General features: G+C 71.9%; 21 protein-coding genes. 16 read left to right on the top strand and 5 right to left on the bottom strand.

What is annotated here, in order from left to right; all coding sequences use genetic code 11:
- Entirely contained in the window at window positions 1-1,284 is a 1,284-nt protein-coding gene (locus OG294_RS36050; protein WP_327070771.1) for an MGH1-like glycoside hydrolase domain-containing protein, read from the top strand.
- A gap of 9 nt (window positions 1,285-1,293) precedes the next feature.
- Window positions 1,294-2,247 carry a Gfo/Idh/MocA family protein gene (locus OG294_RS36045; RefSeq protein ID WP_327070770.1) on the top strand — a complete coding sequence of 318 codons (954 nt, stop codon included), beginning with the start codon at window positions 1,294-1,296 and terminating at the stop codon, window positions 2,245-2,247.
- Window positions 2,248-2,476: 229 nt separating this feature from the next.
- Here the strand turns inward: OG294_RS36045 and OG294_RS36040 are convergent, their stop codons facing one another.
- Window positions 2,477-3,325, bottom strand: a complete 849-nt coding sequence (locus OG294_RS36040) for a helix-turn-helix domain-containing protein (RefSeq protein ID WP_327070769.1) — start codon at window positions 3,323-3,325, stop codon at window positions 2,477-2,479.
- Window positions 3,326-3,637: 312 nt separating this feature from the next.
- Here OG294_RS36040 and OG294_RS36035 point away from each other — a divergent pair, with 312 nt between their 5' ends.
- The 7 genes from OG294_RS36035 (at window position 3,638) to OG294_RS36005 (ending at window position 8,385) form a co-directional block, all read left to right on the top strand.
- Entirely contained in the window at window positions 3,638-4,327 is a 690-nt protein-coding gene (locus OG294_RS36035) for an aldehyde dehydrogenase family protein (RefSeq protein WP_327070768.1), read from the top strand.
- Between the two features lie 41 nt (window positions 4,328-4,368).
- Window positions 4,369-4,725: a nuclear transport factor 2 family protein gene (locus tag OG294_RS36030; protein ID WP_327070767.1), complete on the top strand. Its 357-nt coding sequence runs from the start codon at window positions 4,369-4,371 to the stop codon at window positions 4,723-4,725.
- A gap of 69 nt (window positions 4,726-4,794) precedes the next feature.
- On the top strand, window positions 4,795-5,019 hold the full coding sequence (locus OG294_RS36025) for a hypothetical protein (RefSeq protein ID WP_327070766.1): 225 nt from the start codon (window positions 4,795-4,797) through the stop codon (window positions 5,017-5,019).
- An 84-nt stretch (window positions 5,020-5,103) separates the two neighbouring features.
- Window positions 5,104-6,027, top strand: coding sequence for an FAD-dependent monooxygenase (locus tag OG294_RS36020; protein WP_327070765.1), 924 nt, complete (start codon window positions 5,104-5,106; stop codon window positions 6,025-6,027).
- On the top strand, window positions 6,024-6,593 hold the full coding sequence (locus OG294_RS36015) for an FAD-dependent monooxygenase (RefSeq protein ID WP_327070764.1): 570 nt from the start codon (window positions 6,024-6,026) through the stop codon (window positions 6,591-6,593). The genes OG294_RS36020 and OG294_RS36015 overlap by 4 nt, the downstream gene beginning before the upstream one ends.
- Window positions 6,594-6,619: 26 nt before the next feature.
- Window positions 6,620-7,897: an amidohydrolase family protein gene (locus tag OG294_RS36010; RefSeq protein ID WP_327070763.1), complete on the top strand. Its 1,278-nt coding sequence runs from the start codon at window positions 6,620-6,622 to the stop codon at window positions 7,895-7,897.
- A gap of 2 nt (window positions 7,898-7,899) precedes the next feature.
- Window positions 7,900-8,385: a VOC family protein gene (locus OG294_RS36005; RefSeq protein ID WP_327070762.1), complete on the top strand. Its 486-nt coding sequence runs from the start codon at window positions 7,900-7,902 to the stop codon at window positions 8,383-8,385.
- Window positions 8,386-8,685: 300 nt separating this feature from the next.
- Here the strand turns inward: OG294_RS36005 and OG294_RS36000 are convergent, their stop codons facing one another.
- The 3 genes from OG294_RS36000 to OG294_RS35990 all read right to left on the bottom strand — a co-directional run bounded on the left by OG294_RS36000 (window position 8,686) and on the right by OG294_RS35990 (window position 11,482).
- Window positions 8,686-9,312: a TetR/AcrR family transcriptional regulator gene (locus OG294_RS36000; RefSeq protein WP_327070761.1), complete on the bottom strand. Its 627-nt coding sequence runs from the start codon at window positions 9,310-9,312 to the stop codon at window positions 8,686-8,688.
- 420 nt (window positions 9,313-9,732) lie between these two features.
- Window positions 9,733-10,647 (bottom strand): glutaminase, encoded by a 915-nt coding sequence (locus tag OG294_RS35995; protein ID WP_327070760.1) that lies wholly within the window; start codon window positions 10,645-10,647, stop codon window positions 9,733-9,735.
- 322 nt (window positions 10,648-10,969) lie between these two features.
- Window positions 10,970-11,482 carry a MarR family winged helix-turn-helix transcriptional regulator gene (locus OG294_RS35990; protein WP_327070759.1) on the bottom strand — a complete coding sequence of 171 codons (513 nt, stop codon included), beginning with the start codon at window positions 11,480-11,482 and terminating at the stop codon, window positions 10,970-10,972.
- Window positions 11,483-11,756: 274 nt separating this feature from the next.
- On the opposite strand from OG294_RS35990, the gene OG294_RS35985 reads away from it, so the two are divergent.
- Window positions 11,757-13,463, top strand: a complete 1,707-nt coding sequence (locus tag OG294_RS35985; protein ID WP_327071796.1) for a chloride channel protein — start codon at window positions 11,757-11,759, stop codon at window positions 13,461-13,463.
- Between the two features lie 171 nt (window positions 13,464-13,634).
- Here OG294_RS35985 and OG294_RS35980 read toward each other — a convergent pair whose 3' ends face one another.
- Window positions 13,635-15,407 carry a PucR family transcriptional regulator gene (locus tag OG294_RS35980; RefSeq protein WP_327071795.1) on the bottom strand — a complete coding sequence of 591 codons (1,773 nt, stop codon included), beginning with the start codon at window positions 15,405-15,407 and terminating at the stop codon, window positions 13,635-13,637.
- Window positions 15,408-15,746: 339 nt separating this feature from the next.
- Between OG294_RS35980 and dnaK the strand changes: the two genes are divergently transcribed.
- Genes dnaK through trxA form a run of 6 tightly spaced genes read left to right on the top strand, consistent with a single transcriptional unit; the run spans window position 15,747 to window position 22,738 of the window.
- The gene (dnaK, locus tag OG294_RS35975) at window positions 15,747-17,645 is read left to right on the top strand and encodes a molecular chaperone DnaK (protein ID WP_327070758.1); all 1,899 of its coding nucleotides are present in this window, start codon (window positions 15,747-15,749) and stop codon (window positions 17,643-17,645) included.
- A 10-nt stretch (window positions 17,646-17,655) separates the two neighbouring features.
- Window positions 17,656-18,222 carry a nucleotide exchange factor GrpE gene (locus OG294_RS35970; RefSeq protein WP_327070757.1) on the top strand — a complete coding sequence of 189 codons (567 nt, stop codon included), beginning with the start codon at window positions 17,656-17,658 and terminating at the stop codon, window positions 18,220-18,222.
- Window positions 18,223-18,229: 7 nt separating this feature from the next.
- Window positions 18,230-19,207, top strand: a complete 978-nt coding sequence (locus tag OG294_RS35965) for a J domain-containing protein (RefSeq protein WP_327070756.1) — start codon at window positions 18,230-18,232, stop codon at window positions 19,205-19,207.
- Window positions 19,204-19,593, top strand: a complete 390-nt coding sequence (locus tag OG294_RS35960) for a chaperone modulator CbpM (RefSeq protein WP_327070755.1) — start codon at window positions 19,204-19,206, stop codon at window positions 19,591-19,593. Before OG294_RS35965 ends, OG294_RS35960 begins: the two co-directional genes overlap by 4 nt.
- Window positions 19,584-22,208, top strand: coding sequence for an ATP-dependent chaperone ClpB (gene clpB, locus OG294_RS35955; RefSeq protein WP_327070754.1), 2,625 nt, complete (start codon window positions 19,584-19,586; stop codon window positions 22,206-22,208). The genes OG294_RS35960 and clpB overlap by 10 nt, the downstream gene beginning before the upstream one ends.
- Complete coding sequence (gene trxA / locus OG294_RS35950; RefSeq protein WP_327070753.1) at window positions 22,208-22,738, top strand: thioredoxin; 531 nt, start codon at window positions 22,208-22,210, stop codon at window positions 22,736-22,738. Before clpB ends, trxA begins: the two co-directional genes overlap by 1 nt.
- Window positions 22,739-22,838: the final 100 nt, after the last annotated feature.

The raw sequence follows: 22,838 nt of genomic DNA, 5'->3' as shown, positions 1-22,838 counted from the left end.
ATGAAGAACAGCCAACACGTCTCCCGGGCCGCCGAGGCTGCCCGGGAGACACTGAAACGCAATCATCGGTCGGGATACTCCACCGGAGCCGGCCTTCCGTACGACTACACCTGCCCGTCCCCGGAGACCTATCCGTTCCAATGGGCCTGGGACAGCAGCTATCACGCCATCGCGCTGCTCCACCTGGACACCCACAGGTCCCGTACGGAGATCAGCTCACTCGTCTCGGCGACAACCCCTGCGGGTTTCCTTCCCCACATGGTGCTGTGGCAGGACGACTCGCGCGCGCAGGCGACAGCGGAGTTCCGGATCGACCTGTGGCAGGGCTGGCGGTCCGTCACCATCGCTCCTCCCGTGCTGGCCAGGGCAATCGAGCGGGTCTTCGAGGCGACCGGGGACGCCGACTGGCTCGCCGAGGTCCTGCCGCCGGCGCTCGCCTTCTTCTCCTGGCTCGCGGAGAACCGGACGAGCCCGCAGACGGGCCTGCTGGAGATCTACCAGCCCGACGAGTCCGGGCTGGACATGAGCCCCAAGTACGACCGGGCGCTGGGCATCCACGGGTCGGCGTCCGGCCGGATCGCAGACGACTGGCACCAGGCGATGCGTGGACTGATCGCCTCCTACGCGCATGAGCGGACGCCGGAGAGCCGCCTCGGGGAGCACCGCACGTTCGTGTGGAACGACGTCCTGGTCAACACCGTCTACGCCGACGGGCTCCTTTCGCTGTCACGCCTGGCGCTCGCCGCCCGGCTTCCCCGCGAGACCTCGGACGCCCTCTGCGCGCGGTCGAAGGGGATCGCCGAGTCCCTGCTGCGCCACTGCTGGGACGATGCGGCAGGAGCCTTCTTCGACCTGGATCTGGTGGCCGGAAAGCGGGTCGACGTCCTCACCGCCAGCGCCCTCTTCCCGCTCGTCCTGGATGCGGTTCCCGACTCCCACGCCGAGCGCCTCATCAAGGAACACCTGCTCAATAAACGGGAGTTCTGGCACCGGTACCCGGTCTCCAGTGTGGCCGCGACAGAACCCTCCTTCGACCCGGACTTCAGTACCCGGGCCATCTTCAGGGGTTCCAGCTGGCTGAACCTCAACTGGTACCTGTACTGGGGGCTGCGCGGCAGGGGCCACGAAGCCGCTGCGACCGCCCTGGCGGAGCAGACCGTCGAATTCGTGGCGAATGCCGGCATGCGCGAGTGCTACGGGCCGCACGACGCGGCCGGACACGGTGCCCGGTCCTTCGGCTGGAGCTCCCTGGTCCTCGACCTCATCCACGCCGAGAATCTCTGAGGGGCCGTCGTGATCAACTGGGGATTTCTGGGAGCGGGATCGATCGCCTCGTCGAGCCTGGCGCCGGCGGTGCACGCCACCGCGGACGCCTCGCTCCACTCCGTAGCGGCCAGGGACCCGGAGCGCGCCGCCGCGCTCGGGCCAGGGAGGACGTACGCCACGTATCAGGAGCTCCTCGGCGATCCCGAGGTGGAGGTCGTCTACATCGCGCTGCACAACAGCGCCCATCGCGAATGGGTCGAGGCAGCGCTTCGGGCCGGGAAGAACGTGGTCTGCGAGAAGCCGATCGCGCTCTCCACCGCGGAGATCGACTCGATGACCGCCGCGGCCGATGCCTCGGGGAAACTCCTGGTGGAGGCCGCGTGGAATCGCTGGCACCCGCGGACCCGCGCCATGGAGGCCCTGCTCGAACAGGGCGCCATCGGTGAGGTCAGGCGCGTCGCCGCGTACTTCGACGGAATCGCTCCCACGCCCGGCAACTACCGCCTCCACCCCGCCCGGGGCGGCGGAGCGCTGTACGACGTCGGCTATTACGCCGTCTCCGCCACGCTCGCCGCGTTCGGCTGGCAGCAGCCGGAGGTGCGCGAGGTGCGGCAGGAGCGGTGGAGTGCGCAATCCGCCGACCGCCTGACCTCTTTCGTGCTGGACTTCCCGGGCGGCGGTTCGGCGGAGGTCTTCAGCGGGCTCACCGGCGACTGGACCGAGACCCTTGAGATCGACGGGAGTACCGGTGCTGTCCGACTCACGGCCCCCGCGTTCACGGCCGGTTCCCTGCCGTCACGTCTTGAGATCTCCGGGGATTCCGCAGCTGGTTTCTCACGCTCCTACGCCGCAGTCGATCCCTACCAGCTGATGGTGGCCGACGTGACCCGTGTGCTTCAGGGCCTGGACGGCCACCTGGTCCCGCTCTCGCAGTCCCGGGCCATCGCCCAGGTCATCGACCAGGTACGCGCTGCGGCATGAGTCGCCCCCTCGTTTGAAGATCAAGTAAAGCAGTCGAAGAGCCACGGTCAGCGATCCTCCCCGAGAGCCGCCCACTCGCAAAGCCGCTGCACACCGCCCCGACCGCTCGGCGTGGATTGCCCCGAGTACCGGTGCTTCGACATCCGGGCCCGGGCGCCAACGAGTGCGTCGCCAGGTGGTCAGGCCGGCTGCGGCCGGGGATCGCGAAGGGGGCGGGTCCCGGTGCGGGTCAGTCGCTGGCGGGCCGTGCGCCGTCCCGCCGTCCTGCTGCCTGGAGGGAGCCGAGGAGTGCCAGGGAGTCGGCGTCGGTGCTGCCCGGCTCGGCGGTGCCGACCAGGAGGTACTGGCCGTCGGTGGCCTGCACGTCGAACGCCTGGTAGGTGAGGGTGATCCGGCCGACGTCGGGGTGGTTGAAGACCTTGGTCTTGCGGCCCAGGCCGCTGACGCTGTGGTCTCGCCACAGGGCGGCGAACTCCGGGCTTTCGGCAATCAGTTCGTGCACTATCGCGGCGAGCTCGGGGTCCTGGCGGTCGTGTCCGGCGGCCAGGCGCAGTGCTTCGACGGTGTCGCGGGCGACGCTGTGCCAGTCGGCGAAGAGTTCGCGGGCGGCCGGGTCGTGGAAGAGGGAGCGCACCATGCGGTGGGGGTCGGCCAGGGGTGAAAGCAGGGCGTCGGCGAGCGCGTTGGAGGCCAGGACGTCCAGGCGGCGGTTGATGACGTAGGCCACGGCGGTGGGGAAGGCGTCCATGAGCTGGAGGAGGGCGGGGTGCACCTGGTCGTGCGGGTGGGCGGGTGCTGACTTGGGCAGCAGGCCGGCCAGGCGGTAGGCGTGCCAGCGGGCGTCGATGCCAAGGCGCAGGGCGCCGGCGATGGCGTCGATCACTTGGCCGGAGGGGTTGGTCTCGCGGCCCTGTTCCAGGCGGGCGTAGTAGTCGGCGCTGACCCCGGCCAGGACGGCGACCTCCTCGCGTCGCAGTCCCGCGACCCGGCGGGAGCCGGAGGTGGGCAAACCCACGTCGGCGGGCGTCACCTGGGAGCGGCGTGCCCGCAGGAACGCGCCCAGCTCGTGGCCACTCATGCTCGCATCGTACGCCGCTGCCTGGGCTGCCAGCGGTGGTGCACGCGGGGCCCGGCGGCCGGTGCGCCTCTGGCCCCCGGGTCAGTTCCCCGTCGCCCGAGCCACCCGGTCCCCGGTCGCGGCTCGCACGGTCGTGGTGTGGTTCGGGCGGCTGTTCCTGGGTGTGGCACTCCTAGGCAGGCCGGGCCTTCCTGGCGGGCGGCCAGGTGCCGATAGTCGATGGTGTGCCGGCCCACAGCCCTGGGGCACCGGACCGGACGTCCGCCCCGAAGGCGGGCACACACCACCGATCGTCGTGCCAGGAGAACCGCCATGGACACCAGTGCCGCCACCGACTTCACCATGACCATCGCCGGCCGGGCGGTGGCGGGTGCGTCGTCCTACGAGGTCCTCGACCCGGCCGACGAGACGGTAGCGGCCAGGGCGCCGGTCTGCTCGCCCGAGCAGCTCGACCAAGCGGTCGCCGCGGCCCGGGCAGCCCTGCCCGGCTGGTCCGCGACGCCGTTGGAGGAGCGGCGCAAGCTCGTCCTGGCGGTCGCCGACACCGTCGAGGCGCAGCTCGATACGCTCAAGCGGCTCCTGACCCGGGAGCAGGGCAAGTCGTTGGACGACGCCGCCGCGGAGATCCTCGGGTTCGGGTACTGGCTGCGCGGGACGACGTCGCTGTCGCTGCCGGAGACGGTGAACGAGGACAGCGCGGAGCGGCTCTCGGTGACCCGCCGGGTGCCGCTGGGAGTGGTGGGCGCGATCGTGCCGTGGAACTACCCGCTGGGCAACGCGGGGTTCAAGCTCGCCCCGGCGCTGCTGGCGGGCAACACGGTGGTGTGGAAGCCGTCCCCGTTCACCCCGCTGGTCACGCTGAAGGTCGGCGAGCTGCTGCGCGAGGTCCTGCCGCCCGGTGTCCTGAACGTCGTCTCGGGCGGCGCCGAGGGCCTGCTCGAATACACCGCGCCCCAGACCGTCACGGTCCGCCGCACCGCCCCGCCCGCAGCCTCGGCCTGAGACCCGAGCGTGAATCGACTACACCGAAGGAGAGGCCGGCGATGCCGACCGAGCAGCAGGTCAACGAGTGGGTTCAGGCGTACGTGCGGGCCTGGCGCAGCAATGCGCCCGAGGACATCGCGGCCCTGTTCTGCGCCGGGGCGGAGTACCACGAGTGGCCGTACGAGACCGACTGGATCGGCCGCGAGGAGATCGTGAAGGGCTGGCGGTCCCGGGAGGCGTGGCAGCAGGGCGGCTGGGACTTCGAGTGGTCCGTCCTCATGATCAACGGGGACACGGCCGCGATCAAGGGCACCGGCGCCTACGAGGAGCTCGGCACCTTCGCCAACCTGTGGACGGTGACCTTCGACGACCAGGGCAGCTGCGCGATGTTCCGGATGTGGAACAACCAGGTCTGACGCGGCGCGGACAACAAGCGGCACGGCCACCGGCCGCGCCCGGAGTCGGAACACACGAGGAGAGCGATGATGGTCGACTACGCGCACTTTAAGGCCCTGGGCCCCTTCATGGAACTGGTCGAGGAGTCACTGGCAGGGCTGACCGACGGTGAGCACTACTTCGACCTGTTCGCGGACGACGTCGTCATGGAGTTCCTCTACGCGCCCCCGGACACCGCCCGCGCTGCGCGGATCCCCAAACAAAGCGAAACGATCGTTTGCGCTATGGGATCGGGGTTGCTACCGTCAAGGTGAAACGGAAACGTTCGTTTTCGCTGGTTGCGCGCTGCTGCGGGGAGCCCTCCGGCGGCCGCCCTCCTGTACGGCGAGGAGCGTGTCATGACCGCCTTACCGCTTGTCGAGCCTCTTCCCTGTCAGACCGCTGTGCTGATCGTCGGGGCCGGTCCCGCCGGCCTGGCGCTGGCGGTGAGCCTCCGTCAGCTGGGCGTGGACCACGTGCTGATCGACCGGGGTGCCGGGATCGGGCCCGGCAGCAGGGCGGCGGCCGTACAGCCTCGCACCCTGGAGTACCTGGACCGGATCGGGGTCGGCGCCCCGCTCGTCCGGGCCGGGACGAAGGCGCGGGGGTTCAGCCTCCACGACCGCGACCGGACGCTCCTGCGGGCCTGCTTCGACCAGCTGGACACTCCCCATCCGTACATGCTGCTCGCCTCCCAGCAGACCACCGAGGAGCAACTGCTGGCGCGGCTGGAGGAGTTGGGCGGAACCGTGCACCGCCAGCACCGCCTCCTCGGCATCACCCCCGACCACCCAGGCGTGATGGCGACGGTCGCCGGGCCGGACGGGGTGGTGCGTGCCGTGTCCGCCCGCTACCTGGTCGGCTGCGACGCCCTGCACAGTACGGTGCGCACGGCGGCGGGCATCGCCTTCCCCGGCACCGCGCGGGAGCAGCTGTTCGCGCTCGCCGACGTCCGTCTCACGGCCGGCACCCGGACCACGGCCTGCGAGGACCCCACGTTCTTCCTCTCCGGGGCGGGCATGCTGCTGCTCTCCCCGCTCGCCGGCGGCCTGCACCGGCTGGTCGCCCCCACCGCGCCCGGATCGGTGGCCCCGTGCGCGGCGGACGTCGAGCGGCTGCTGTCCGAGCGCGGTCCCGCGCGGGAGGCGGCGCGGGTCTCCGAGGTGGTCGCCGCCTCGACGTACCGGGTGCAGGAACGGGTGGCCGAGTCGTTTCGCGCCGGGCCCGTCCTGCTGGCCGGCGACCCGCCCACACCCACAGCCCGGCCGGCGGCCAGGGCATGAACACCGGCATCCAGGACGCCGGGAACCTGGCCTGGAAGCTGCAGGCCGTCCTGAACGGGATGGCACCGGACGCCCTGCTGGACAGCTACCACCGCGAGCGGCACCCCGTCGCCCGCGCACTCGTCTCCTTCACCGCCCGCTTCGCCGAGGCCGCCACCCTGACCGACCCGACCGCCTGCCAGCTGCGCAACGCCCTGCTGTCCGCCGCCGCCGACACCCCGGGGATCACCGACTGGATCGCCGCCAAGCTCGCCCAGCTCGACATCGGCTACACCGACCAGCCCGACCTCGGCGCCCCGCGCCCCGGCACGCGGGTCAGCCCACGGCTCGTCCCTCCGGACGGCCTGCACTGGACCCTGGCCCTGCCCGGCACACCCGCCGAACCGACCGCCGGCCCGGACACGTCCGCACTGCACGGCCTCCTGACGGTCCGGCACATCCCCGCGCTGGACAGCACCCTGCTGGTCCGCCCGGACGGCTACCTCGCCGCCCACGGCCTGCCGGCCACGCCCGGCGAGGTCCTCGACCGCCTGGCCGACCACCTGCCCCTTGAGCCCGCGGCCTGAACCGCACGTTCGAAGGAGTCACGGACATGACCACTGCCGCCTCCCGCCCCACCCTCATCCGCCGGGCCGCCGTCTTCGACGGCACCCGCCTCCACCCGGCCCGCGACGTCCTGATCGAGGGCCCGCTCATCACCGCCGTCGGCAACGCCCTGCCCCTGCCCGAGGGCGCACAGGTCGTCGACGCGACCGGCCGCACTCTGCTCCCCGGCCTGATCGACGCCCACACCCACGCCACCGACACCGGGCAGCTGCGCCAGTCCCTCCTGTTCGGCATCACCACCGAACTCGACATGGGCGGCGCACCCGCCACCGCCCGCCGACTGCGGGCCGCCGCAGGCGACCGGGACGACCTCGCCGACCTGCGCGTCGCCACCACCGGCGCCACCGCCCCCGGCGGACACCCCGGCCAGCTGGTCGAGTCCGGCCTGCTCGAACCCTTCCCCACCGTGGCCGGACCGCAGGACGCCGACGCCTTCGTCGCGGCCCGGGTCACCGAAGGCGCCGACCACCTCAAGATCTTCATCGAGGACGGCACGGCGATCGGCCACCCGATGCCGCTGATGTCGGCGCAGACCGTCACCGCCCTGGTGCACGCCGCCCACGAACACGGCCTGCGCACCGTCGCCCACACCCTCACCCGCACCGCCGCCCGCCAGGCGATCGACTGCGGCATCGACGGCCTCGCCCACTCCCCCGCCGACGGCCACAGCAGCGACGACCTGATCGAAGCCGCCGCCGCACACGGCGTCTTCGTCGTCCCCACCCTGACCGCACTCACCGGGATGACCCCCACCCCGGCCGAGTACGAACTCGCCGACGACCCCCGGCTGCGCCCCTATGCCGACCCGCGATGGCTCGACGAACTCGACCGGATCCGCACCACGAACCCCGCGGAGCGCGTCGGCCCGATCCGCATGGACCCGGCCCACGCCGCCGACGCCGCCCTGCGCATGTTCCGGCTCGGCGTCCCCCTGCTGGCCGGCACCGACGGCACCGGCGGGATGGGCCACCCCACCACCCACGGCATCAGCTACCACGGCGAACTCGCCCTGCTGGTGGCCGCCGGACTCACCCCCACCCAGGCACTGACCGCCGCCACCGCCGCGCCCGCCGACGCCTTCGCCCTCACCGACCGGGGCCGCATCGCCCCGGGACTGCGCGCCGACCTGCTCCTCGTCGAAGGCGACCCCACCCACGACATCGCCGCCCTGCGCGCCATCACCCACCTGTGGCGCCGCGGCACCCCCGTCGACCGCCCCGCCCTCGCCACCACCGGCGCCAGCGCCGCCAAGATCCGGAGCTGACCATGAACCCCACCGCCACCCCGCCCCACGCGGGAATCCACCACCTCAAACTGCCCGTCACCGACCTGGAGCGCAGTGCCCGTTGGTACACCGCGGTCCTCGGCGCCAGCCGGGTCGAGGCGCTCGACCACCGCCGCCCCGACGGCACCCTGTTCGCGGTCATCCTCGATGTCCCCGGGCTGGGCACCCGGCTCGAACTGCGCCTCGACCCGGCGACCTGCACCGCCCTGAACGGCTACGACTTCCTCACCCTGGCCGTCGACGACCGCACCGCCCTCGACGGGTGGACCGTCCATCTCGACGCGCTCGGCGTCCCGCACTCGCCGCCGGTCGTCGCCATGGCGGGCTGGCTCCTCGTCGTCCCCGACCCCGACGGGCTGCGCCTGCGCCTCTACACCAACGCGCCCCACGGCCTGGGCCCCGAGCACATCGAGTACGACTCGCCCTGGCTCGCCCCCGCCCCGCCGGACACGGTTCCCGCCCCGTGAACCCGGTCCACCTCTCGTGCCCCGGTCGCACCTGCGGCCGGGGGGCGAGCCACCGGACGGTCGGGACCGCAGGCGGTGAGAGGACACCTGGGCGGAAGGCCGGGCTACGTTCCTTGGTGCTCGGCAACTCCCGGAAGAAGCCGGCGAGTTCGTCAGAATCGGTAGAGGGTGTGGCTGTCGCCGCCCGAGGTGGGCGCCTGCGGGTGCGGCACCCGGTAGTCCCGCCATCGGACCGGCGAACGGCCCGGGTCTCATCTCGGCCCGTGGGCGCGAACAGGAGTTGACGGTTCCGCAGAACTGCTACAGCCCGTCGCCGCCCTGCCCCGGAGGGAACGCCGAGGCGAGGGCCGACAGGCCCTCGACCATGCGATCCACCGAGACCGGGTCCACCAGGTAGCGCCCGACCAGCAGTCCCGGCATCAGGGACATCAGCACCGACGCCACCGCCTCCGGGTCCGCCTGCGGCCCGAGCCGGCCCTCCTCCCGCCACCGGCCGGCCAACTCGGCGAGACTGCCGCGCACGTCCAGGTAGAACGAGCGGGTGCGCTCCGCCAGCTCCGGCCTGCGCAGCGCTTCCCCCCACGCCTGGATGGCGATGCGCCGCAGGTCGTCACCCTGTCCCGGGTCGCAGTCGCGCAGCTCGGCCACCATCGCGGTCACGACCTGGGCCGGTGACGGGGTGGGGCGCTGCTCCAGGAGACCGCTGAACAGGTTGCGGACCAGGGCCAGGGATTCGTCCGCGGCGGCCAGGATGAGGTCGTCCTTGCTGCGGAAGTACCGGTACACCGCGCTGGAGGACATGCCGGTCGCGGTGATCACGTCGTCCATCGACGTGGCGTGGAATCCGTCGCGGGAGAAGCAGCGCCAGGCGCTGGTGAGGATGTGGCGACGCCGCTCCTCCCGGGTCTCTTCACTCAGCCTGGGCATACCGCACACTCTAAACGAAAACGTCTGCTCCCGTTTTAGGTTCAGCGGGGCCACCGGACCTGTTCCGCAGGTGCCGGAGTGAACTCGTTCACGGTCACGCGCCCGTCGTCGTGCTCGACACGCGCCGACTGGCGGAGAACTCCCATACACCCTCGGGTTGACCCCTGATTGTCACGCGGCGGTTCCGTCCGGGCCACCGGTCACGCAGGGCTTCGCCGGGGATCACTACCGGCTGCGACGCCGCAGGAGGCCATGGCCGAGCGCTCTCGACCGACGCGTACAAGAAGGCCCACGAGCTGTGCGAGCAGTACATGCGTGAGGCTTCCGTCGGCATCCACTCGGCACGCGTCGACGAGACCGTCACCTTCGTGTGGAACCGGGCAGCACCCGGCGGTCCGGGCCGGGTGTGTGCGCCGCCGGTCAGAAGATGGACCAGCCGGTGTGAGTGGTGAGGGTGTCGAGCGCGGTGATGCCCGCGATCGAGTTGCCGTGGCTGTCGAGAGCCGGCCCCCAGGTGCAGAGCGTCCCGCGCCCCGGGATGACGGCCAGGATGCCCCCGCCGACACCGCTCTTGGCGGGCAGGCCGACCCGGTGGGCGAACTCGCCCGCGGCGTCGTAGGTGCCGCCGATCAGCATGACGGCGTTGACGCGCTTGGCCTCGCTGCGGGTGAGCAGCCGGGTGCCGTCGGCCCGTAAGCCGTGCCGGGCCAGGAACCCTGCGGCGAGGGCGAGGTCGCGGCAGCTCATGGTGAGGGCGCACTGCCAGAAGTAGTGGTCGAGGACGTCCGGGACGGGGTTGTCGAGGCGGCCGTGGTCGGCCAGCAGGTGGCCGAGGGCGGCGTTGCGGTGTCCGTGGTGGCTCTCGCTCCAGGCGACCTGGGCGTCGAAGTCGATGTGCGGGTTGCCGCTCTCGGTGCGGAGGAACTCGCGCAGGGTGCCCCGGGAGTCGCCGGTGAGGGTGAGCAGCCGGTCGGTGATGACCAGGGCGCCGGCGTTGACGAAGGGGTTGCGCGGGATCGCGTTCTCACGTTCCAGCTGGGCCAGGGAGTTGAAGGGTGACCCGGAGGGCTCCTTGCCCACCCGGGCCCACAGCGAGTCGCCGTCGGCGGCCAGGACCAGGGCGAGGGTGAACACCTTGGAGATGGACTGGATGGAGAACGGGACCTGCCAGTCCCCGGTGCCGCGTGGTTTGCGGGTGCCGGTGTCCGCGATCGCGAGGCCGAACCGGTGGGGGTCGACGGCGGCGAGGGCCGGGATGTACTGGGCGACGGTTCCTTCGGCCAGGACGGGGTGGACCGCGCGGTTGATGCGTTCGAACAGGTTCTCGTAGTCCATGCCGGTCCCCCTCCGCGGGCAGGACGCCGTTGTCCGGCCCGGCATCAGCATGCGCCGGGGCGCTCGCGGGGGGAAGGGCGCCCGCAGCGGAGAGGAGAGGTCCGGTTTCCGGCTGTGGTGATGTTCGGGCACGTTGCATGACCGGAAAGTGACGGACGTCGGAATGGCGGATCGCCTCACCCGGACCCACAGCGCCCCCTCCCCGCGGTCGTCGGACCAGGAGAGCCCCCACAGCGGACATCGCGGCACTCCACGGAACCGTCATGAAGTGCACGGGCCGTACCTGCCAGGGAGGCGCCGGGACCAGGGGCACCAGCGGTGGTCACCAGCCGAGCAGGTCCAACTGCCTGAGTGGCGCCGCCGGTTCACCGCCGGCCTCGGCGAACGCCCGCAGCGCCGCGACCAGGCCGGAGCGCTGCTCCGGCGGCATCGCCGCGACCACCTGGGCGATCTCGGCCCGGCGCCGGTCGGTGGCATCCACCACCGTGCGAACCCCCTCCTCGGTGAGCACGATCCGCACCTCGCGCCGGTCCGGCAGACCCGTCTCGCGCACCACCATGCCGGCCGTGACCAGACGCTCGATCATCCGCATCGCCGTGGACGGGTTGACCGCCAGGAACTCCGCCAGCCGGGACAGGCTCATCGCACCACGGCTCTGCAGCACGACCAGCATCCGGAACTGAGGCAGCGTCAACGACTCCTCCACCTCGCCCAGCGACCTCGCGGAGATCGCGACCAGGACGCGCGAGGCGGTGAGAACCGCCGTGACGAGGTCCTCCTCCGCGCTGAGCGGGGACGGATCGGCGGCGGGCGGCTGGGCGCGGTCGTGCGACATGCCTCCTTTCTACCTCCCGCACGCCGTGGCGTGCGCCGCTCCGGGGGCGTACGCGCTCCGCAGGGCCCGCCGTGCCCCCGCCTGTCCCGCATCGCGGATCGGCCATCTCGAAACGAGAGACCCTTGCGCAGTGCAAAGATATTATTTGCATAATGCAAGAGTGACCGCAGCCGAAGCCATACCCCCAAGCCCCCAGCCCCTCGACTCCCGCACCCCCGTCGTACGACGCGGCCTGGCCGCCGCCCCCACCGCCCTGCGCGAATCCAAGGGCGGCCTGCTCGTCCTGGCCCTGCTGGTCGGCGCCGGAGCCGGCCTCGGGGCGATCGCCTTCCGCTGGCTGATCAAGACGTTCACCCTGGCGCTGTCCGGCCATCCCGACTACGCGGCCGCCGGGCACGCCGCCAACCCGCACGTCCCCTGGCTCGGCCGCTGGTTCGTCCTGCTCGCCCCGGTGGTGGCCGGACTCCTGTACGGCCCGCTGGTCCAGCGCTTCGCCCGCGAGGCCCGCGGCCACGGCGTACCCGAGGTCATGTACGCCGTCGCCCGGCGCGGCGGACGGATCGCCCCGCAGGTCGCCCTGGTCAAGTCCCTGGCCTCCGCGCTGACCATCGGCGGCGGCGGATCCGTGGGCCGCGAGGGCCCGATCGTCCAGATCGGCTCCGCGCTCGGCTCCACCCTGGGCCGCGTGGTCAGGGTGCCCGAGGACCGGATGAAGGTGCTGGTCGCCTGCGGCGCGGCGGGCGGCATCGCCGCCACCTTCAACGCCCCGCTGGCCGGGGTGTTCTTCGCGATGGAGCTGATCCTGCGCGACTTCACCGCCGAAGCCTTCGGCATGGTCGTGCTCTCCTCCGTGACCTCCTCGGTCATCGGCCGGGCCGCCTTCGGCAACACCCCGTTCCTCCAGTTGCCCGCCTTCGGCGTCCACCACCTCGCCCAGTACCTGCTCTTCGCCCTCCTCGGCGTGATCGCCGGGGCGGTCGGCGTCGGCTTCACCCGGATCCTCTACTGGATCGAGGACGCCTGCGACTATGTGTGGCGCGGTCCCGAATGGGCCCGCCCCGCCGTCGGCGGGCTCCTGCTCGGCCTGCTCCTGCTCGTCCTGCCGCAGATGTACGGCGTCGGCTACCCGGTACTGGAGAACGCCGTCAACGGCAAGTACGTAATCGCCTTCCTCCTCCTGCTCCTGGTGGGGAAGATCGCTGCAACCAGCCTCACCATCGGCATCGGCGGCTCCGGCGGCGTCTTCGCCCCCTCCCTCTTCATGGGCGCCATGCTCGGCGCCGCCTTCGGCGCCACCGCCCAGCACCTCGTCCCCGGCATCACCGGCCCGCTCGGCGCCTACGGCCTGATCGGCATGGGGGCCGTCTTCGCCGGCGCTGCCCGCGCCCCCATCACCGCCGTCATCATCCTGTTCGAACTCACCGGCGAATACACGATCATCCTGCCCCTGATGACCGCCATCGTGCTGGCCACCGGGGTCAGCCGCGCCCTGTCCCGCGACACCATCTACAGCCTCAAACTGCGCCGCCGCGGCATCGACCTCGACGAGAAACCGACCATCTCACCCTTCTCCGGCCTCACCGCCGCCGAAGTGATGGAGCCGCTGCCCGAGGCTCTCAGCGAGACGATGCCGCTGACCACGGCCGCCGACATCCTCGCTGCATCCCGGCACGGCGTCCTGCCCGTCCTGGCCACCGATGGCAGCTACCTCGGCACCGCCACCGCCCGCGCCGCCACCGAAACCCTCGCCGACGGCACCCACGGCACCACCACCCTCGCCGCCATCACCCACCGGCCGCACCAGGTCGCCGCCGACACCGATCTGGCCCAGGCCCTCGACGCCCTCGCGACCACCGAAGGAGCCGGACTGCCCGTCCTCGACCCCACCCGCACCCGCCTCGCCGGGTGGCTCACCCACCGATCCGTCCTCGCAGCCCTCCACCGCAGGCCGGACCAGGAGAACTCCAACTCCACCGCATGACCCAGCTGGAGTGTCCTGATACTCCCGGACGTCCACGGTTCGCGGACCGGCTCGGGGTAGTCCAGGCGTTCTACGGTCCCCCCGTCGGCGTCGCACTGACCGGTGCCGCCTACGTCCAGGGACAGGGCAAAGATCGTCACCCACAGTGACCGCCACGGGCTCGTCCGCGACTCAACGCGGTGGGTCGAGCACGTTGCGGATGTGGGTGGCAATGTGCAGATTGAGGCGCGTCTCGGCGACGCCCAGGTCGTGGCCGGTGATCTCGCCGATGCGCTGGAGGCGGTAGCGGACGGTGCTGCGGTGGATGAGGAGCATCTCGGAGGTCGCGTCGTAGCTGCAGCCGCTCTCCAGGTAGCGCGAGAGTGTCATCACCAGCTCGGTGTGGTGGTGGGCGTCGTAGTCCAGCAGCCGTCCCAGCCATACCCGGACGAAGCGGTCGGCTTCCCGCTCGCCTTCGCCGGTGCCGATCATGCGGCACAGGCCCAGCTCGTCGAAGCCGGTGCTGCCGTACGGGTCCTGGGAACGGCGGCGGACGGCGAGGGCACGGACGGCCTCGCCGTAGGAGTGCGGCAGATCGGCGAGGACGTCGCACTGGCCGCCGACCCCGATCGCGCCGGCGCCGGTGCCGAGTTCGTCCGAGACGGCCCTGTACAGCTCGTCTCCCGGATCACGCCGGTCCTCACCGGCCACCAGGACGACCGTGCTCGCGCCACGCGAGCCGACGAGCACGTCCCGGCGCAGCCGCTCGGCCGCCCGCGCCACCGCGTCGCCGAGCGCGGCGCCCTCGGCCGCCCCGAGCCACTCCAGTACGGCGACTCTGTGCTGCCGGTGCAGGTCGTGGCCCAGGGCTGCTGCCTGGGTGAAGGCGTCCTCGGTCCACTCACCCGAGACCAGCCGGTCGACCAGGTCGCGGCGCAGCCGGGGCTCCAGCTCGGCCAGCCTGCGCTCGTGGGAGAGCAGGGGAGCCAGCACCAGAGCGGCCTGTTCGAGCGCCGAGGTGTCCGCTTCCGCCGCCCGCTGGTCCGGATCAACCAGCGCGACGACACCGAGCAGATCTCCCGCCATCGCTACGGGCATGACCAGCCGGTCCCGGTCCTGGACGGCGCCGGGCCGGCGCCGCGCGCGGTGCATCAGGGCGTCCCGGCGCCGGTTCTCCGGCTCGGGGCGCATTCCGCTGCCGGTTCCGCTCCGGGGGTCGCCCCCTCGGGGGCCCGCCCATGCCCGCGGGTTGCCGAAGCGGTCCTCGGTGAGGGCCGCGAATCCCGTGTGTTCGTGCAGGGTCTGGAGGATTCCCGCCTCGCCCCTGCCGGAGACGCCGGCGCGGGAGAGCGCCTCGTGGGTGGCGAGCCGCGAGGCCAGGGCGGCGGCGGTTCTGTCGCCGAGGCCGGCGGTGGGTGAGCCGTCCTCGGGCTCCGGCAGGTTCCCGGTGCCGGACAGGTCCCCGGTCCCCGGCACGTCCTGCGACCCGCCGGCCGGTGGGCCCCGGCGCCCGGTGAGGCGCGCGAGGACCATCCCGGTCTGCTGCGCGAGCAGATCGGTCAGGGCGGTCTCCTCGGCCGAGGGCGTGGTCAGGGATCGGACGACGAGATAGCCGAGGCAGATTTCCCGGTACCGCAGCGCGATGGCCCGTGCCCACGGCCCGCCCGGCTCGTGAAGGTTCTGGCTGCGGCCGTCCAGAGCGCCGATCCGCCGGTCGAGCCGCTCGGCGTCCACAGCTTCGGCCACTGCTTCGGCGGGAGCCTTGCCGTCGGGATCCACCGCCGGCTCCCGCGCCGCCGCGCTCCCGGCCCTGGCGACGGTGGAGGCCGTCGCCGGGCGCGGTGGGCAGCGCCGCGCCAGACCGTGGTGCACGGCATACGCCGCCTCGGCGGTGAACGGGCCCACGGCGGCGATCGCCGCCATGGCCCCCCACAGCACCTCGCGCTCGTCGTCGCCGTCGAGCATGACCGTCACCAGCCGTAGCAGTGCGTGTCGCGCGGCCCCCAGGTGCGGATTGGAGTGGAGGGGCCGGGCGGTCGGAAACGGAACAGCGTCCATCGCGGGTCCATTCGCGGCTCGACAGCGGCTTCGCACTGTCGACGCTACGCCGCTCGGCACGGGGGCTCACCTGCGAGCTGTGCCGGATCCCCGTCCTCGCGGACTGAAAGGACGGCGCAGTTTGGTCACGCCAGGGCCAGGAAGCGCGCCGCGTACCGCGCGAGGCTGCACAAGGGTGCGGTGGGCGCGGCGTCGTATGCCTGGCAGCCCGCCGATCGGTCCCGTGTCCCGGCGGAGGAGATTCCCATGGCGAAGGCAGTAGGCATCGATCTCGGTACCACCAACTCGGTCATCGCGGTCTGGGAGGGCGGTGAGCCCTCTGTCGTCCCGAATGCCGAGGGGGCCAGGACGACCCCGTCGGTGGTCGGTTTCTCCGATGACGGCGAGCGGCTGGTGGGACAGCTCGCGCGCCGACAGTCGATCCTCAACCCCAAAGGCACCATCACCTCGGCGAAGCGGTTCATCGGGCGCCGCTACGACGAGATCTCCGACGAGGCCAAGGCGGTCTCCTTCGACGTGGTCGAGGGGCCCGGCGGGGTGGCCCGCTTCGAGGTGAGAGGCAAGCAGTACGCGCCGGAGGAGATCAGTGCGCAGGTGCTGCGGAAGCTGGCCGACGACGCCGGCAAGTCCCTCGGCGAGAAGGTGACCGAGGCGGTCATCACCGTACCGGCGTACTTCAACGACGCCCAGCGCCAGGCCACCAAGGACGCCGGGAAGATAGCCGGTCTCGAAGTCCTGCGGATCATCAACGAGCCGACCGCCGCGGCGCTGGCCTACGGGCTGGACAAGAAGGGCCACGAGACGGTCATGGTCTTCGACCTCGGCGGCGGCACCTTCGACGTCAGCCTGCTGGACGTCGGCGACGGAGTGGTGGAGGTCCGCGCCACGGCAGGCGACTCCCACCTGGGCGGCGACGACTTCGACCGCCGGCTGGTGGACCACCTGGCGGACGGCTTCCAGCAGGCCGAGGGCATCGACCTGCGCAAGGACCCGCAGGCGCTGCAACGCCTGTTCGAGGCGGCCGAGAAGGCGAAGACCGAGCTGAGCTCGGTCAGCCAGACCCAGGTGAGCCTGCCGTTCATCACGGCGGACGCCTCCGGGCCGAAGCACCTCACCGAGACGGTCCGCCGCTCCACCTTCGAGCAGATCACCTCGGACCTGGTGGAGCGCTGCCTGGAACCGGTCCGGACGGCGATGAGCGACGCCAAGGTCACCGACAACGACATCGACGAGGTCATCCTCGTCGGCGGCTCGACCCGTATGCCGGCCGTGCAGAACCTGGTCCGTCGGCTGACCGGCGGCAAGGACCCGAACATGAGCGTGAACCCCGACGAGGTCGTGGCGCTGGGCGCCGCCGTCCAGGCCGGAGTGCTCAAGGGCGAGGTCAAGGACGTCCTGCTGCTGGACGTCACCCCGCTCTCGCTGGGCGTCGAGACGGCCGGCGGCGTGATGACCAAGATCATCGAACGGAACACCACCATCCCCGCCCGCCGCTCCGAGACCTTCTCCACGGCTGAGGACAACCAGCCGGCCGTGGACATCGTGGTGCTCCAGGGCGAGCGCGAACTGGCCGCCGACAACCGGGTGCTGGGCCGCTTCCGGCTGGAGAACCTGCGGCCGGCCCGGCGCGGGGAGACCCAGATCGAGGTCACCTTCGACATCGACGCCAACGGCATCCTCAAGGTCAGCGCCAAGGACCGGGACACCGGCGCCGAGCAGTCGATCACCATCAGCGAAGGCTCCAACCTCGACCCGTCCGAGGTCGAGCGGATGATCAACGAGGCCGAGAGCAACCGCACCAGCGACTTGGCCCTGCGCGAGGCCATCGACGCCCGCAACGAGCTCGACACCTCCGCGTACCAGGTGGAGCGCCGGCTGGACGACCTCGGCGACGCCGCACCGGAGCACGAACGGGCCCGCGCGCGACTGCTGATCGACGAGGCGCGTACCGCCGTCAAGGAGGAGGCGCCGGCGGACCGGGCCCGGAGCCTGACCTCGGAACTCCAGCAGATCCACGCGGCGCTGGCCGCCCACCCCACCGGACCGGCGGGCGCCCAGCCCGGCGCGGCGCCCGGCCAGGGCCCCCAGAGCCGATCCGCGGGGGGCGACGACGACGTCATCGACGCCGATTTCGACAAGAGCTGAAGGCGGCGACATGTCGGATCAGGAACAGATGCGTCCCGCCGAGGACCGCCCCCCGCCCGAGCAGACCTCGCCCGAGCGGACGCCCCCACTGCAGACGCCCCCGCCTGCCCCCGAAGCCGGGGAACAGGCGCCAGGACCCCGCAGCCCGGAGGTAGCGGAGCTGGAGGACCGGTGGCGGCGAGCCCTCGCCGACCTCGACAACCTCCGCAAGCGCTACGCCCGTGAGCTCCCCCGGGAACGGGAGGCCGAGCGGGCCAGGGTGGCCGCGGCCTTCCTCCCGGTCGTCGACAACCTCGAACTGGCCCTCGCCCACGCGGGCGCCGACGACCACGGCGCGATCGTCAGCGGGGTGCGGGCGGTCCGCGACCAGGCCGTCGAGGTGCTGCGAAGCCTCGGCTACCCCCGCTACGAGGAGACCGGCGTCCCCTTCCAGCCCGAGCAGCACGAGGTGGTCTCCGTGGTGGATGCACCGGACACCGCTGCGGGCACCGTCGTCCAGGTGCTGCGGCCCGGCTACGGCGAACCCGGCCGCCAGCTGCGGCCGGCCGCGGTAGTGGTCACCCGCAAGCAGGATTGAGGCCGCCATGGCACGCGACTACTACGAGCTGCTGGGCGTCCCGCGCACCGCCGACGCGGCCGAGATCCAGCAGGCGTTCCGCACCTTGGCCCGCCGCTACCACCCGGACATCAACCGCGATCCGGCTGCCGAGGAGCGCTTCAAACAGATCAACGAGGCGTACAGCGTGCTGTCCGACCCCGACACCCGGTCGCGCTACGACCGCTTCGGCCCGGACTTCCGGCAGATTCCGGAGGACTTCGACGAGCGTGTCGCGGCCGGCCAGGGCTTCGGCGGTGGAGCCGGCGCTCACCGCGGCAGTCCCTTCGGGCGGGGCCGAGGCGCCGACCGGGCGCGCGCACGGACCTGGACGGAGACCGACTTCGACACCTCCGGCGTGGACTTCGAGGACCTCTTCGGAGGCGTGTTCAGCGGCCGAGCCGGCCGCGCCGGGCGGGGCGGCCCGATCCCCGGCGCGGACCAAGAAGCCGAACTCGCCCTCAGCGTCGAAGACGCATACCGCGGCGGCCGGCGGAAGATCACCCTCGGCGGGCCCGGAGGGGAGCGCACCTATGACGTCACCGTTCCGGCCGGCGTCGTCGACGGACAGCGCATCCGGCTCGCGGGGGAGGGCGGCCAGGGCCGCGGCCCGGGTTCCGCCGGGGACCTCTACCTGGTGGTCCGTATCGCTCCGCATCCCCGCTACCGGCTCGTCGGGCGCGACATCCACGTCGATCTGCCGGTCACCGCCTGGGAGGCCGCACTGGGTGCGACGGTGCCGGTCTCCGGTCCGGGCGGGACGGCCAAGGTGCACGTGCCGCCCGGGACCTCCACCGGCCGCCGGCTGCGGCTGCGCGGCGAGGGGATGCCGCATCCCAGGGGTTCCCCCGGTGACCTGTATGCCGAGATCAAGGTCATGGTGCCGCCCTCGCCCGGCCCGCGTGAGCGCGAGCTGTTCGAGGAACTGGCCGCAGTCTCCTCCTTCGACCCGAGGAAGCAGACATGAGAGCCGAACGCCGTTCTCCCGCCGCAGGCGCCGGACAGGCCGGCGCCAGGGCTGCCTATCCCCTGGTGCGGGTCTACCGGACCAGCCCCAGCCCCTATCGGCTCCCCATGGCCGACGTGGCCTCCCGCAGCGGACTGCCGCCCGAACTGGTCAGCCGCTTCGTCGCCCTCGGCCTGGTGGACGCCGAGCGTGACGCCCGGGGCCGGATGTGGTTCCGGGGCGGCGCGCCATCGGCCATCGCCCGCGTTCAGCGGCTGCGGGCCGGACTGCACCTCAACTACGCGGCCATCGGCGTCGTCCTGGACCTGCTCGACCGCATCGAACGTCTGGAGACCGCACTGCGGCGCAGCGAACGAGCCGCCAAGGAGTCGACGACATGGACATGAACCGCCTCACCCAGAAGTCCCAGGAGGCACTGCAGGAAGCGCAGAGCGTCGCGGTACGGATGGGACAGGCCGAGGTCGACGGGGAGCACCTGCTGCTGGCCCTGCTCGATCAGCAGGACGGCCTGACGACCCGTCTACTGGCCGATTCCGGCGCCGACCCGGCCGCCCTGCGCGCCGCCGTCGAGGCCGATCTCGCCAAGCGCCCGCGCACGACCGGTCCGGGCGCCACCCCGGGCCAGGTGATGGTGACCCAGCGGCTGGCCCGGCTGCTGGACAGCGCGGAACAGGAGGCCAAGCGACTCAAGGACGAGTACGTCTCCACCGAGCACCTGGTGCTGGCCCTGGTGGACGAGGGGCCGACCACCGCGGCCGGCCGTCGGCTCGGCGAACAGCGCGTGAGCAAGGACTCCTTCCTCGCCGCCCTCACCACGGTGCGCGGGAACCAGCGGGTCACCTCCGCCAATCCCGAGGAAGCGTACGAGGCCCTGGAGAAGTACGGCCGCGACCTGGTGGTGGAGGCGCGCGCCGGCCGCCTGGACCCGGTGATCGGCCGGGACGCGGAGATCCGCCGGGTCATCCAGATCCTCAGCCGCAAGACCAAGAACAACCCGGTGCTGATCGGCGAACCGGGCGTCGGCAAGACCGCCATCGTGGAGGGCCTGGCCCAGCGGATCGTGCGCGGCGACGTGCCCGAAGGGCTTCGGGACAAGACGGTGTTCTCGCTCGACATGGGATCGCTGGTGGCCGGAGCCAAATACCGCGGCGAGTTCGAGGAGCGCCTCAAGGCCGTTCTGTCCGAGGTCAAGGGCGCCGAGGGCCGCATCCTGCTGTTCGTGGACGAGCTGCACACCGTCGTCGGAGCCGGCGCGGCCGAGGGTGCCATGGACGCGGGCAACATGCTCAAACCGATGCTGGCCCGCGGTGAGCTGCACATGATCGGCGCCACCACCCTGGACGAGTACCGCAAGCACATCGAGTCCGACGCCGCGCTGGAGCGCCGCTTCCAGACCGTGCTGGTGGACGAGCCGACCGTCGAGGACGCGATCTCCATCCTGCGCGGCATCCGCGAGCGGCTGGAGGTCTTCCACGGCGTCAAGATCCAGGACGGCGCGCTGGTAGCCGCGGCCACCCTCAGCCACCGCTACATCAGCGACCGCTTCCTCCCGGACAAGGCCATCGACCTGGTCGACGAGGCCTGCGCGCGACTGCGCACCGAGATCGACTCCATGCCCGCCGAACTCGACGAACTCACCCGCCGGGCCACCCGGCTGGAGATCGAGGAGGCCGCGCTGGACCAGGAGACCGACCCGGCCAGCCGAGCCCGCCTGGAGGACCTGAGGCGTGAACTGGCCGACCTGCGGGGCGAGGTGGACGCCAAGCACGCCCAGTGGGAGGCCGAGCGCCAGGCCATCCGCAAGGTCCAGGAACTGCGCCAGGAACTGGAGCGCGCCCGGCAGGAAGCCGAACAGGCCGAACGTGCCTACGACCTCAACCGGGCCGCCCAACTACGCTACGGAACCATCAGCGAACTGGAGCGCCGCCTGGCCGCCGAGGAGGAGCAGCTCGCCACCAAGCAGGGCGAGACCCGGTTGCTGCGCGAGGTGGTCACCGCCGAGGAGATCGCCGAGATCGTCTCCGCGTGGACCGGCATCCCCGTCACCCGGCTCCAGGAGGGCGAGCGGCAGAAGCTGCTCAAGCTGGACGAGATCCTGCGCGAGCGGGTGGTCGGGCAGGACGAGGCGGTCCAGCTCGTCGCCGACGCGGTGATCCGGGCCCGCTCCGGCGTGCGCGACCCGCGCCGGCCGATCGGCTCGTTCATCTTCCTCGGCCCCACCGGCGTCGGGAAGACCGAGCTGGCCAAGACGCTGGCCGCCGCACTGTTCGACAGCGAGACCAACATGATCCGGCTCGACATGAGCGAGTACCAGGAGCGGCACACCGTCAGCCGCCTGGTCGGCGCGCCCCCCGGCTACGTCGGCTACGAGGAAGGCGGCCAGCTCACCGAGGCGGTACGCCGCAAGCCGTACTCGGTCGTCCTGTTCGACGAGATCGAGAAGGCGCACGCCGATATCTTCAACACGCTGCTCCAGGTGCTGGACGACGGCCGGATCACCGATGCACAGGGCCGTACCGTCGACTTCCGCAACACCGTCGTCATCATGACCTCGAACCTCGGCTCCCAGTACCTGCTCCAGGACGCCACCCAGGCCGGCGAGATCAAGCCCGAGGTGCGGGCGCTGGTGATGGCCGAACTCAGCAGCCATTTCCGCCCCGAATTCCTCAACCGGGTCGACGACATCGTCCTCTTCCACCCGCTCGGCGTCGCACAGATCGAGCGCATCGTCGATCTGCTCCTCGCCGAGCTGCGCGACCGCCTCGCCGAGCAGCGCATCACGCTCGTCCTCACCGAGCCGGGCCGCCGGCTGATCGCGAGCGAGGGCTACGACCCGGTCTACGGGGCCAGGCCGCTACGCCGCTTCATCTCCCACGAGGTCGAGACCAGGATCGGCCGCGCGTTGCTCAGCGGAGAGGCACGCGACGGCGTGACCATCCTGGTCGACGCCAGGGACGACGAACTGACCGTCACCCTCCAGGACGAGCCGCAGGATCCGTGATGAGCGCTTCTCCCCAAGGCCGCCCCGACCGCGACGGCCGTGACGACACCGCCGACGGCGCCGAGACCTCGGTGCGGACGGTCGCCTGCCCCAGCTGCGGCCGGACCAATCGCGTACCCGCCGCGGCGCAGGGCAGCCCGCGCTGCGGGAACTGCCGGGCTGCGCTGCCGTGGATCGCCGAAGCGGGCGACGCCGACTTCGGGGAGGTCGCCGAGCAGGCGAGCCTGCCGGTGCTCGTCGACCTCTGGGCCACCTGGTGCGGTCCCTGCCGCATGGTGAGCCCCGCCCTCGAACAGGTCGCCAAGGACCTGGCCGGCCGGATCAAGCTGGTGAAGGTCGACATCGACACGTCGCCCGCCCTGGCCCGTCGGTTCGAGGTCCAAGCCGTACCCACCCTGCTGATCCTCGACCACGGCAGGCCCATCGCCCGCCAGACCGGCGCCGCGCCCGCGAACGCGCTGCGCCGATGGGTGGACGAGTCGCTGTCGACGTCGCACGGACCGGCCGATCCCGCCTCCCGGAGGCCGTGATGACCACGCTTCCTCCAGCCTGCTGCCTCCGCACATGCTTCCGCTGCTGTCCTCCGCCGCTGCTTTCCACCTCGGCCGCTGTTTCCGACGAAGGGAGTGA

This window comes from Kitasatospora sp. NBC_01302 (genome assembly GCF_035976515.1).
In the GTDB taxonomy this organism is placed as follows: domain Bacteria; phylum Actinomycetota; class Actinomycetes; order Streptomycetales; family Streptomycetaceae; genus Kitasatospora.
Note: the sequence above shows the minus strand (reverse complement) of the source record. Positions and strands in the feature narration are given on the sequence as shown.

Bases quoted from the DNA above. Each gene is read 5' to 3' on its own strand.
- OG294_RS36050 (WP_327070771.1), top strand. From the start codon at position 1: ATGAAGAACAGCCAACACGTCTCCCGGGCCGCCGAGGCTGCCCGGGAG.
- OG294_RS36040 (WP_327070769.1), bottom strand. From the start codon at position 3,325: ATGAGTGGCCACGAGCTGGGCGCGTTCCTGCGGGCACGCCGCTCCCAG.
- OG294_RS36035 (WP_327070768.1), top strand. From the start codon at position 3,638: ATGGACACCAGTGCCGCCACCGACTTCACCATGACCATCGCCGGCCGG.
- OG294_RS36030 (WP_327070767.1), top strand. From the start codon at position 4,369: ATGCCGACCGAGCAGCAGGTCAACGAGTGGGTTCAGGCGTACGTGCGG.
- OG294_RS36025 (WP_327070766.1), top strand. From the start codon at position 4,795: ATGGTCGACTACGCGCACTTTAAGGCCCTGGGCCCCTTCATGGAACTG.
- OG294_RS36020 (WP_327070765.1), top strand. From the start codon at position 5,104: ATGACCGCCTTACCGCTTGTCGAGCCTCTTCCCTGTCAGACCGCTGTG.
- OG294_RS36015 (WP_327070764.1), top strand. From the start codon at position 6,024: ATGAACACCGGCATCCAGGACGCCGGGAACCTGGCCTGGAAGCTGCAG.
- OG294_RS36010 (WP_327070763.1), top strand. From the start codon at position 6,620: ATGACCACTGCCGCCTCCCGCCCCACCCTCATCCGCCGGGCCGCCGTC.
- OG294_RS36005 (WP_327070762.1), top strand. From the start codon at position 7,900: ATGAACCCCACCGCCACCCCGCCCCACGCGGGAATCCACCACCTCAAA.
- OG294_RS36000 (WP_327070761.1), bottom strand. From the start codon at position 9,312: ATGCCCAGGCTGAGTGAAGAGACCCGGGAGGAGCGGCGTCGCCACATC.
- OG294_RS35995 (WP_327070760.1), bottom strand. From the start codon at position 10,647: ATGGACTACGAGAACCTGTTCGAACGCATCAACCGCGCGGTCCACCCC.
- OG294_RS35990 (WP_327070759.1), bottom strand. From the start codon at position 11,482: ATGTCGCACGACCGCGCCCAGCCGCCCGCCGCCGATCCGTCCCCGCTC.
- OG294_RS35980 (WP_327071795.1), bottom strand. From the start codon at position 15,407: ATGCTCGACGGCGACGACGAGCGCGAGGTGCTGTGGGGGGCCATGGCG.
- dnaK (WP_327070758.1), top strand. From the start codon at position 15,747: ATGGCGAAGGCAGTAGGCATCGATCTCGGTACCACCAACTCGGTCATC.
- OG294_RS35970 (WP_327070757.1), top strand. From the start codon at position 17,656: ATGTCGGATCAGGAACAGATGCGTCCCGCCGAGGACCGCCCCCCGCCC.
- OG294_RS35965 (WP_327070756.1), top strand. From the start codon at position 18,230: ATGGCACGCGACTACTACGAGCTGCTGGGCGTCCCGCGCACCGCCGAC.
- OG294_RS35960 (WP_327070755.1), top strand. From the start codon at position 19,204: ATGAGAGCCGAACGCCGTTCTCCCGCCGCAGGCGCCGGACAGGCCGGC.
- clpB (WP_327070754.1), top strand. From the start codon at position 19,584: ATGGACATGAACCGCCTCACCCAGAAGTCCCAGGAGGCACTGCAGGAA.
- trxA (WP_327070753.1), top strand. From the start codon at position 22,208: ATGAGCGCTTCTCCCCAAGGCCGCCCCGACCGCGACGGCCGTGACGAC.